We start from the raw sequence: 10,863 nt of genomic DNA, 5'->3' as shown, positions 1-10,863 counted from the left end.
TAATGGAGAAAATTTTGGATTTAATTGAAAACTAATCGGATTAAAGATACCCTCACCCCCAACCCTTCTCCCGCAAGCGGTAGAAGGGAGTCTCAAAAATTCAAATGAGACAACCCTGGTCAGTAGATCACGGTTGTCTCATTAAAAACCTTGCCTGAAAATTACATCTATTGTTTCATTATCCCACCCTGCTTTTTTACGTAAGACTTTGAGTCCAATATTTTTAAATAGTTTTTTGCATTGTTTAGCATGTTCATTGTAATGTGTCTGATTAAGGCCATATTTTCTCCGGCATTATCCTTTAGATCTGAATTCGCCTACTGCAAAAGTGTTTCTGCTTGAACTACTTCAAATTTTGATGAAGAACCTTCTTCGAAGCGTCGTCTCATTAGATGATAGGACTTTTTTTGAAAGCATCCCATGCCTCCAAGTTAATAACAAAGCGTTGAAACGTTTATCTTAAGTTACAACAGAAGTGAATTAATATAAAGGACAACAGATAAAGGATGACAGTAATTCTCAATTAATTTGAATTAATCCTACACTAAGATATCTTTGATCTGCAGTACCGAAGTTTTTCAAAAAGACAATTAGTTCTAGTGGGCTACCACATATTGATAAATCTGGCCCCAATACAGCAGCACTGGCAGCTGAGGTATCTGGTTCATTTTATATAAAAAATAGTAAGTTATACTCAATTTTCGTGTGGGTCCCTTAGATTTTAACCGCTTGGTTTTAATCTATTTCCTGAATTGACCTTATAAGTTGTTTGCTCTTGTATAGGCTTTAGGAAACGATGAGAGTTGACTGCCTCATGCTGACTTGGTGTATGCTTTAGGAAGTCATGAGAGTTGACTACCTCACGCTGACTTGGTGTATGCTTTAGGAAGTTATGAGAGTTGACTACCTCACGCTGACTTTTCTGTTTCAAGAAGTAATGAGCATTGACTTCGTGATTTTTCTTTGGAATAACTTCTACGGGGTTCCTTTTGATTTCATCACGGATTGATGCGTGCGTTTTACTTGAGTCTTCAGCAACAGGGGGAAGTTCTTTACTTTCATGCAAGGAGTAAAGAAGGTTGTCAGGCAGTAGGGGCAGTTTAGGCATCTTTTTCGGATCTAGTCTTTTGACGAACTCGTTAAGAGAATGGGTCAACGCTAAAAAATCATCTTGTTTGCAGAGCTCAATGAGAAATGAGGTTATTCTAGGAGATATCCCATATTTTTGATGTAAAAAATATGGGATACCATTGGATGTTGCCGTAGCTACTACTGGTACTTTGGTGTGGGCATTAACAGTATGCCCTACACTATTAATAATTTTTACAATCTTTGCCACGATTGCATGAAAATCCGCCCAGAAAATACGTAACACTGGATCACTCACAAATTCGTAGGCATTTCTTGTGACTGGAGGGCGTATTTTCCTTGTTACTGATGCAAAAAATCCAGGTTGAGGTGCTTCAACTTTTTCTAAGTCGCTGTCTAATGCGCTTTTTAATGATTTTAAAATCCACGTGAAAATTAGAGATGGTTGCTCTGGATTGGGACGAAACAATGTTTTCAATAAGGCTAGGTTCCATGCAAAAATTCTATCGATAACATAGTCAACACCACGCTCATAAAGAAAAAATGGATCATAAGCCAATGTTCCCTCACCTAATTTCACATATCTGATAGGCATGTGCGCTGCATTATTAATCAATCCTAGAACCATAATGTGGTTTAATGATTTATGAACCATTATTGGAGTAGACCCTACAGTATGTTCTAGCATGTACTTTATAAGCATGTCAGTAAGTGTATAGGTTGTGCCTAAAACTAAAATGGTTTCACTATCTGTAGAGCGGTGCCAAGCACAATTTATATTGTATTTAACTGCGTGAACAATTACATTTCCATGGGAATACAGTGAAAAGATAAAAGCGGCTTGCTTTCCTACATAAGGAATATAACTGATGCCAATCGCGGTTGCATCAATTGCAAAGAGACTAAAGAATTCGCGTAAATTGCCTTTTAGACGACGCTTAAAATTACAGTGATTTATCTCGCAAGGGTCATTTGGAGAGCGGGGAATTGTGTCTAAATGAGCTGTTGCGGCAATTGGCCCAATCATATCAATCGCCATTGTTTCCACTAATAAAGTCACACTTTCTCTCTGAGTATAAAACCAGACACTCCAATTGATAAGAGTTGCACCAGATAGAACCATTATATTATTTTGCCACAGAGGAGCATTGTCATCCTGTGGTTCATGAATTATTCTTTGCAGATAAGAATTAAAAGCATTTAACAAAAGCAATGGTACCATTTTAAAAATGAAGATTTTAGAGACTGCTTTTACCACTTTAAGGTTTTCTGGAGTAGTTAATCCAGGAATTGAGGATTTTAGTGCTATCCCTTGATTATATACCTGCACCATTGTATTTGCTGCATAAGTGGTAGTGATTGCCAAAGGTGTCTGCCCTTTGTCCCACGCCCATTTCATTCCCGTGCCAATTGATGACCACCATCCCATAGTTTTTCTCCCTGAAACATCAAAGGCTTATTCTAGGGGTAAAAGATTCGGAATGCTAGAGCTCGGAGCGTTCGATAATAGGGCAATTAAATGAAGACACGCCTTCATGTTAGAGATTTTTATCTTTAAACATACAAAGATCCTGAATAATGCAAGTTTTACAATGTGGGTTTCTTGCAGTACACACATAGCGCCCATGTAAAATCAGCCAGTGATGAGCATCGTGTAAGAATTCGGCTGGAATATTTTTTAATAGTTCTCGCTCCACGGCCAAGGGTGTTTTACCAGGAGCAATGCCAGTGCGATTAGCGACGCGAAATATATGAGTATCAACAGCCATTGTGGGTTTGCCAAATGCTGTGTTAAGGACAACATTAGCAGTTTTTCGTCCAATACCCGGTAAGGATTCTAAGGCTTCGCGTTGATTGGGTACTTCACCATGATATTTTTGCAGCAACAATGTACAGGTTTTTATCACATTTTGTGCTTTGCTGTTATAAAGACCTATCGATTTAATGTATTCTTTTAAGCCATCTACGCCTAAATTCAAAATGGTTTGAGGGGTATTTGCTATTGGAAATAATTTAGCTGTTGCCTTATTGACACTAACGTCAGTGGCTTGCGCTGAAAGCATAACGGCAATTAATAATTCAAAAGTCGAATGATATACCAGTTCGGTAGTAGGATTTGGGTTTTGCGCTCGAAAACGCGTAAAAATTTCACGTATTTTTTCTTTCTTCATGAGTTTTTTTTCGCTTTAACGCGCGCAAAGGCTTGTTGGATATAATCCTGCTTTGCTTTGATTTCTTGCGTTTGATTTTCTGATTGTAAAGCTAAGCGGCGTTTTTCACGGTAGGCTTGTTGTTTTTCATGCTCATCGCGTAATAAGCGAGTTTGTTTGGCATGATGGCGTTGGCGAGCTCGATCTTTATCAAAACCTGGTTCTGGTAAGGAAACCATTTCAATACAATCTACTGGGCAGGGAGCAACGCATAAGCCACATCCAGTGCATTCATGAACAATCACTGCGTGCATGAGTTTAGTACTGCCAACAATCGCATCGACCGGGCAGGCTTTGATGCATTTAGTACAACCAATGCATTCTTCTTCACGGATCAATGCAACGGCGGGCTCGCGTGTTTGGGCTAAAGCTTCTTCGAGATAAGGTGAGTAATCAATGTCTAATAATGCTCCTAGCGCTTTTACGGTAGCCACTCCTCCTGGAGGACATTTATTAATGGGGGCGTTGCCTTGTGCAATTGCTTCAGCATAAGGTAAACACCCAGAATAATTGCATTCACCACATTGAGTTTGTGGTAAAAGCGCATCAATTTCTTTAACTAAGGCCATCATTCACCTGTTTAGACTGTTCCAGCATGGCTTCTATTTTTTCTTTTTCTACGCGAACCATTAAAGGATGAAACGCATTGATACAATGGTTTACCAAAGGAGCATTAATATTATCCCATGTCAACGGAGCACAATTTAAAAATTGTTCTGCTGCTTCTGCCATAATGGGTAACACCGGTTTTAAATAAGTCATTAAGATACGAAATAAATTGATTCCCATTGTACAAATGTCTTGAACGTCGGCTAAACGTTCTTCTTCTTTAGCCAATACCCAAGGCTTATGGGTATCAATATATTGATTTACTTTATCAGCACAATCCATAATGCAACGAATTGCTTTCGCATAATCACGGCTGATGTAGGCATCTATTATTGTAGGGCGTGCGTCTAAAAGTTCTTGATAGAGCTGTGGGGTACTTAAAGTACTGCTTAGGCTGTTGGCAAAACGTTTATTGATAAACCCCGCACAACGGCTGGCAATATTAACAATTTTTCCCACTAAATCGGCATTGATTCTGTTGGTAAAATCTTCGAAATTTAGATCCAAATCATCTACTTTACCATTTAATTTAGCAGCAAAATAATAGCGCAAGTATTCAGGATTTAAGTGTTGTAAATAGGTCTTGGCTTCAATGAAAGTTCCGCGCGATTTAGACATTTTTTGACCATTAATTGTTAAAAAGCCATGTGTATAAACTGCTGTAGGCAAGCGATGTTCACTTGCTGCTAACATGGCTGGCCAGAATAAGGCATGGAAATACACAATGTCTTTACCTACAAAATGGTATAATTCGGTTGTTGAGTCTTTATCCCAGAACTCTGCGAAAGAAACATGATGCTCGTCGCAATATTTCTTAAAGCTGGCCATATAACCAATGGGTGCATCTAACCAGACATAAAAATATTTATCAGTGGTTCCTGGAATAGGGAAACCAAAATAAGGAGCATCACGGGAAATATCCCATTGTTTTAAGCCAGCGATAAACCACTCATCTAATTTATTAGTAACTTCAGTTTGGAGATGCCCTTTTCGTGTCCAGTCTTTCAACAAAGTTTCAAATTTTGGCAAATCAAAAAAGTAATGCTCCGAATCTTTTTCTATCGGAGTTGCCCCTGAAATTGCTGATACTGGGTCAATTAAATCAGTAGGTGAATAGGTTGAACCACATACTTCGCAGTTATCGCCGTATTGATCCTTGGCCCCACACTTAGGACAGGTTCCTTTAACATAACGGTCTGGAAGAAACATTTCTTTTACCGGATCATAGGCTTGGCGAATAGTTTTTTTAACAATATGGCCGCCAGCCGCTAGTTTTTCATAGATTGCAGAGGCTAGCGTTCTATTTTCAGCGGAATGAGTAGTATGGTAACAATCATACCTAATCGCAAAGTCTTTAAAATCTTGTTCATGGCTTATTTTTATTTGTGCAGTTAATTGTTCAGGAGTAATACTCATTTGCTCTGCTTTGAGCATAATTGGAGTTCCATGTGCATCATCACCACAGACGCTAATACACTGAATCCCTGCCATTTTATGTGTACGAACCCAAATGTCTGTTTGAATATGTTCGACTAGATGTCCAAGATGCAAATGCCCATTAGCATAGGGAAGGGCGCTGGTGACTAGCATTTTTCGTTCTGTTGCCATGTTCATTAAACTCCTCATCAACCCGATGAACCTGCGTATATAAAAACGGCTGATTATAGCGCAAATAGGAAATAAATGCTGTAGTTAACTTGGGATAATACACTAAAAAATGCAGCATAAACTGCGTCCTTAGGATGGAAATAACGGATTAGCGGACATACTAGCGGCATTACCTTGTAAAACGTCAATCTCACTGTTTAAACGCTTGGTTGCATGATGCAGGCGATGAATATTGTGAGCACTACTAGTTGATTCGTTCTCTTTACTTGGGGGATTTTTTGGTGTTGAAGATCCTGATTCTTTATATAGCTTTTGTTTGCCCCCTAATAATCGTCTTGTTTCGTTAGGACTTTGGTTCATGTGTTCCTCGTTGTTGCTGCTATTGCTATCATTAATTTGAGAAGGGGGACAACAAGAGTCTATGATTGCCATAACTATATTAATGATTGTGGCGCTTATATAAGTAAGTGTTGATGTAGCAGCAAATGCTAAACTAGAAGCAAGGCCTAGTTGTGATAAGGTATCAGCACCTGCAATTTTGGCAATTGACCAACCATAAAATGAATAGTCTGCAACAATAGTTAATACCACGGGCCAGTAGAATAACGCTAATGCAACGCCACTTGCTGCAAAGAATGAGGCCCAAAATGCTAGAGTGATTGCTTGCTTATGATTGCCAATAAAGTTAGAGATGCCTTTGCCTATGGCTTTTACTCCATCAAGCAGGTAGTCTAATAGACCATGAAACTCTATTGGTTTTTTGGTTTTAGAATCTAATCTAAACTCACCCTGTTCATTTTTCTTGGTACCACCAAGTAACCCAATTACTAAGTGAATAAATATCGTAGTAGGCAAATCTCGAATTGTAACTAGAACTTTTTTGAAGGTAATCATTTTCATTCCATGTGAATAAAAGGCGAAAAAGCATACCAATGATTTAACAGTGGGTGAACCCAAAGTGTTCAATATATTGTAACAAAATTGTAAATTTTAACCAATTAAAAAAAGTTAAGCTTTTACTAGGGACTGTTGATTGTTGACATTTCACCCGCTGCCTACGTGCCACGGCTAGTCCGCAGCATCCACTAGATGGTCAAAATTAAAAGCTGAACTATCTGATTTCTTAGTTAGAGAAGTTATACTTGATTCTTGGTAGTTTTTTGTGAGCCCCTTAAGGCTTCTGATATAAAGTCGGATCAGCAATTTCAGCTCCTGCAAAACCACGTTTTCTAAAGGTGCAACTGTCGCAGTGCCCACAGGCCTCTCCAGATTCTTTTGCTTGATAACAAGATACAGTAAGACTATAATCAACGCCAAGATGGATACCTAACTTTATGGTTTCTACTTTAGTTAAGTGCTGCAAAGGGGCATGGATGGTAAATAGGTCGCCACTGATACCTGCTTTAGTCGCTAAATTTGCTAAAGTTTGAAATGCAGTAATGAATTCAGGGCGGCAATCTGGGTAGTGTGAATAGTCAATAGAGCTTGCACCAATAAAAATATCACGTGCACCTATGGATTCTGCAAATCCCAAGGCCATTGCAAGAAATATAGTATTACGTGCGGGTACATAAGTGACGGGGATTTCGCAACTCTTTTGATATTTGGGAATAGAAATTGTTGTATCAGTTAAGGCCGAATTACGGAATAAATCGGTGTCTAGAGTAACAATTTTATGTTCAGCAACTTGAAAATGTTGGGCAATACGTGTTGCAGCAAGTAATTCAGCGGTATGTCTTTGCCCATAAGAAAAGCTTAATACATAGCAAGAAAAGTCTTGTGACTTGGCCAAGGCAAGACAGGTTGTTGAGTCTAAGCCGCCGGATAATAATATTACTGCTTTTTTCATGTATTGAACCTTACATTATTGGTGAATGCCTTCTTGTATGAAATTATGCCATAACTGGCTTTTGTCAGGCTACAGTTAAATCCTATAAAGAAGTAGCTAACTTTAGTATCAATTGTGTAAAGTGAATCAATTAATTCTTGTTTTCAAAAATAATAATATGATATAAAAAAGAGCATACTTATTTTTTTTACTACTATATATTATTAAAGAATGAGTCGCCAATAATTAACGTGACGACAAGGTGATATGATTATGAGTGCTAGCAGCGATCCTTTTCATCTATATTTTATGACGCAAATTGAGTCTGATGAATCAGTAAAATTAAATGCTGAGGGTTTTTTGCATAAACGCGGCGATTTTCTCACCTCCTTAAATTATTATCTTTCTGTGTTAAAAAGCACTGATAAAGTAATGATTTCTTATTTGGATCTAAAAAGAAAACAGCAATTAAAGCACGATCTGCAAATGGCTCTTGTATTGCTTAGAGCACAAAATGAATATGAATATAAGCATCAAAAAACAGAAAATCAAAAAATATATGCAGAGCATATAGTCCACTGCAATATTCTGTTAGATGCTGTAAACTTTGAATTAATATCTTACAGCAAAGAAACTTCTGAGCCAGAATATTTTACTAATTTAAATTATTATCTTGATGTTTTAAACAATACAGATAAGACAGCGATTTCTTATTGGCAGGAAAAAGAAAAAGAGCAACTAAAGCATAATTTGAACATGGCTCTTTTGCAAGTGATTGCACGCAATGATTATGATTTAAAACATAATATCAAAGAGAATAAAGAAACATATATACACCAAATAAAACGTTATAATGAGCTCTTAGATGCCTTAAATCCCGCGTTACAAGCGCAAAGAAAAAAAGCACCAGAGCAAGAGTATTTTACTGATGGGATACCTGTTAAATATTGCGCTATCCCTTTTGCCCATGAGTTTGCCAAGCAACTAACTGCAATGATGGATCGCAAATCCAAAACGCTTAAAGAATCTTTAGGGGCTTTAAACGATAAAAGATTGTACTGGATTTGGGGTTCTTCATTCCTGAAGACTATGCTCAGTTTATTGCCAGAGGATTTTTACAATGCAAAAATTGCTGCAGAGGTAGTGAGAGCTCCTGATCTTTATACTGGTGCTTTAAGTTGGGGCTTGTATTATTTTCGTTTTTCATTGAATTTATTTTTATTAATGAAACATACCATTAAACATCCGTGGATGAGTGAAGAAGAAGCAACCTTGACGCCAGATTCTTGGCAACGTTTTAAAACCCAGTGGAATCTGCGTAAATTCACTTTACTGAATGATTCATTATGGGGTACAGCAAATCTTCTCTGTTATTTTTGGTTGGTTGGTCCAGGGACTTTGGGTGCTGCTGGAGATGCCTTAACTATTGCCTTATTGATTTTTGATATTACCGTTGCTTTATGGGATTTTGCTGAACAAGAAGCACAATATAATGAGCAAATAAACGATTATAATCAGCAAATTCTGAGTTTAAACGAGCAAAAAGAATCACTTGAAAGCAAACAAAACCAGGAAGAGTACAAGCGTAAAGTAGCGCTTATCGACATGCAAATTGCCTCTTTACATAAAAAAATTGAGCAATGTGAATACGATTGGAAGCTACAAAAATTAAGCTTATATAATAATGTTGGTTATGCGGTTGGGTTAATGCTCGCTTTCGTATTACTTACTATGCCTTTCATGCCGATTGCTGCAAGTACGGCATTTACCTTAAATATTGTAGGTTCTGTTTTATGCTTTGCGATGACGGTGATTAGTAATGGTATTAAAGGTGGAATAGAGGTTTATAAAGGACGTCAGGGAGCAAAAGAAGCAAGAGATAGTTTTGATAGCAAAATCGAAGACTTGAAGACACTTCTACTGGCTAATAATCGCTTGAATGATAACAAGAAAAAACTTGTTTATCTTGAAATTAAAAAATTACAAGCAGAAACTGAATATCAAGAGCAAGTGGCGACATTCCAAATGGCTCATTTAGTGCGTTCAGTGATCATTGAAGCTTTAGTTCCTGTAATTGTCTTTACCAGCACAGTCTTTTTGCCTTTGGGAATGGGTTTTAACGCGATGGGAGCCGCGTTAGGATTGGCTATGGGTACAAATTCTCTGATTAATACGCAATTAAGTCCTGATGAAAACTTAAAAGAATTACCTCCTTTCGATGAAAAAGAGTATTCAGAATTTTGTGATTTAGTAAATTCTGATATGTCATCTCCTAAGTCGCATCGCAATTTTTTTAATGAGCGAAGAAAGCAGACATCGACTAAAGACAATCAGGAAAGTCGTACAGATTCTCCTGTACCCTCAAATAATAAGACTTAGTATTGTTATCCCTAATACTACCTTGCACATTAGGAGAACTTCCTCTAATGTAGAGGAATTATTGATTAGGGATAAAAATTATGCGTAAGTGGTGTTGTTCATTGATTTTAGTGATTATTTTTCTGGCCTCTTGTGCTCACTATGGTGCCAAAAAACCATCAGTTTCCGCTGATTCTTTACCCGTTAAAAGGGTCACTCAATACAAGCGATTATCTTCCTTTAGCCAAGTCGAGGTACAAGGGCGGATTAATGTTACTTTGCATACAGGGTATCGCAGGCCTCAGGTGGTGCTTCGTGGTGATCCACGTGATTTGCAACAGCTCAAAGTGGTGGTGTCACAAAATACTTTTTATTTGACTTTAGGTGATGGCTTCCCGCGCCATGGTACAATTCATGCCGATATTCAAGGACAATCTCTTTATCGATTTAGCTACAAAGGTTTAGGTACTATTAATGGCGGCCGATTGCACTCTAATTCTTTAGAGCTATACATAGAAAATAATGGGACAACTCGTTTGAGTGGTGCAATTAATTTACGTCGTCTTACCCTAGTAGGCAGTGGTTTGACGGAAATTAATGGTATTAATAGCCAGAATTTGCAGCTGTATTTTCAAGGAAACCCGAAGCTTCAACTTAATGGGGTTGCCAATATTACCAATTTGATGGTGAATGGGGATGTATGGTTTAGTTTTTATTGGCTAAAAAGCGATACGTTAACGATTAGAGCGAAAAAAAGAGCACGTATCCAATTAGCAGGAACTGTTAATCGCCTGGATGTAGAGCTTTGGGAGTATGCGCACTTTAAAGGGCGCTATTTGCGAGCATTACGCAGTTTTGTGAAGACTCATGGGCATTCTGTTGCCGAAATTTCATCAGTGAATCATCAAAGTACTTTAGCTACAGGTGCCAGTGATATTTATTACTACAATTTGCCGACTACTCGCGAAGATTTTATGGCTTATGATGGTTCAGTATTAGACATGCGTGAATGGGACCGCATTCATCTACGTGATTTTGATCGTTATAATAAGCAGTTTCCATAAAATTTTCTTAAGATGTTTTCCATCGATTGAGACAAAACGCTAAACTTAAGGATTTTTAAATAGAGTTGTAGGTTGGGCCTTGGCCCAACATTGAAGC

Annotated in this window: 8 protein-coding genes; 2 read left to right on the top strand and 6 right to left on the bottom strand. The window is 37.8% G+C overall.

What is annotated here, in order from left to right; genetic code table 11:
- Positions 1–721: 721 nt before the first annotated feature.
- The 6 genes from QM652_RS12710 to queC all read right to left on the bottom strand — a co-directional run bounded on the left by QM652_RS12710 (position 722) and on the right by queC (position 7,365).
- The gene (locus tag QM652_RS12710) at positions 722–2,518 is read right to left on the bottom strand and encodes a hypothetical protein (protein ID WP_415076387.1); all 1,797 of its coding nucleotides are present in this window, start codon (positions 2,516–2,518) and stop codon (positions 722–724) included.
- 109 nt (positions 2,519–2,627) lie between these two features.
- The gene (gene nth, locus QM652_RS12705; protein WP_415076385.1) at positions 2,628–3,260 is read right to left on the bottom strand and encodes an endonuclease III; all 633 of its coding nucleotides are present in this window, start codon (positions 3,258–3,260) and stop codon (positions 2,628–2,630) included.
- The gene (locus QM652_RS12700) at positions 3,257–3,868 is read right to left on the bottom strand and encodes an RnfABCDGE type electron transport complex subunit B (protein ID WP_415076391.1); all 612 of its coding nucleotides are present in this window, start codon (positions 3,866–3,868) and stop codon (positions 3,257–3,259) included. The genes nth and QM652_RS12700 overlap by 4 nt, the downstream gene beginning before the upstream one ends.
- Positions 3,855–5,516 (bottom strand): methionine--tRNA ligase, encoded by a 1,662-nt coding sequence (gene metG, locus QM652_RS12695; protein WP_415076389.1) that lies wholly within the window; start codon positions 5,514–5,516, stop codon positions 3,855–3,857. Before metG ends, QM652_RS12700 begins: the two co-directional genes overlap by 14 nt.
- Before the next feature lie 129 nt (positions 5,517–5,645).
- Complete coding sequence (locus tag QM652_RS12690; RefSeq protein WP_415076383.1) at positions 5,646–6,410, bottom strand: hypothetical protein; 765 nt, start codon at positions 6,408–6,410, stop codon at positions 5,646–5,648.
- Positions 6,411–6,687: 277 nt separating this feature from the next.
- The gene (queC, locus tag QM652_RS12685; protein ID WP_415076381.1) at positions 6,688–7,365 is read right to left on the bottom strand and encodes a 7-cyano-7-deazaguanine synthase QueC; all 678 of its coding nucleotides are present in this window, start codon (positions 7,363–7,365) and stop codon (positions 6,688–6,690) included.
- A 252-nt stretch (positions 7,366–7,617) separates the two neighbouring features.
- Here queC and QM652_RS12680 point away from each other — a divergent pair, with 252 nt between their 5' ends.
- Together QM652_RS12680 and QM652_RS12675 are read left to right on the top strand one after the other, a co-directional pair.
- Positions 7,618–9,723, top strand: coding sequence for a hypothetical protein (locus QM652_RS12680; protein WP_415076379.1), 2,106 nt, complete (start codon positions 7,618–7,620; stop codon positions 9,721–9,723).
- Positions 9,724–9,803: 80 nt separating this feature from the next.
- Positions 9,804–10,766, top strand: a complete 963-nt coding sequence (locus tag QM652_RS12675; RefSeq protein ID WP_415076377.1) for a GIN domain-containing protein — start codon at positions 9,804–9,806, stop codon at positions 10,764–10,766.
- Positions 10,767–10,863: the final 97 nt, after the last annotated feature.

The organism is Legionella sp. (genome assembly GCF_047605385.1).
GTDB lineage: Bacteria > Pseudomonadota > Gammaproteobacteria > Legionellales > Legionellaceae > Legionella.
Note: the sequence above shows the minus strand (reverse complement) of the source record. Positions and strands in the feature narration are given on the sequence as shown.